Raw genomic sequence first — 521 nt, 5'->3', positions numbered from 1 at the left:
CGCAATCCATGTCGGGCAAGTGGCCGCCTTACCGGCTCTTGTCAGTGCGTAGGCGCGCGATAGTTTTTGTGGGGAAGGGACTTCGATCAAAAGGAGCCGACGATGGAACACCAAACTCTAAGTCAATTGCAGACAATTGCAGAAGTAGAACCCCTCTCGACATACCCGATCATGACCCGGCAACAGCGTATTGAGCGCTGGGCAGAGTTGCTGGCACAACATCCCGAGCGACGCCTGAGAGCCCTTACCGGCACTGAGTATCTGAAGCGGGAAGCCCGCGACGCAGCACGCGGTGAGGGCTCGCCAATTACAGTGGCCTTCGAGGACCCGCTACTGCGTGCGTTAGGCCTGAAGGATGACACCTATGGGGAAGCAAAGCGCTTCTTCGAACTGTCTGACGGTGAGTTGCATGACATCGTCTGCAGTTGCCATGTCGGAACCACGTTCAGAGGGCAGTGGGCTGCCGCTAGAGTCCGCCGGTCGATTGGAGGGAACAGGTTTCTTAAGTGGCTTAGAGAGAG

At 57.2% G+C, this 521-nt stretch carries 1 protein-coding gene; it reads left to right on the top strand.

Annotation, left to right across the window (positions count from 1 at the left end; genetic code table 11):
• Positions 1–102: 102 nt before the first annotated feature.
• A partial coding sequence (locus NKI99_RS33810) for a hypothetical protein (RefSeq protein ID WP_352613756.1) occupies positions 103–521 on the top strand: 419 nt, incomplete at its 3' end.

Origin of the sequence: Mesorhizobium sp. M0239, from assembly GCF_040321815.1 — a bacterium.
Taxonomy (GTDB): domain Bacteria; phylum Pseudomonadota; class Alphaproteobacteria; order Rhizobiales; family Rhizobiaceae; genus Mesorhizobium.
This window is presented reverse-complemented; position numbering and strand designations above follow the sequence as displayed.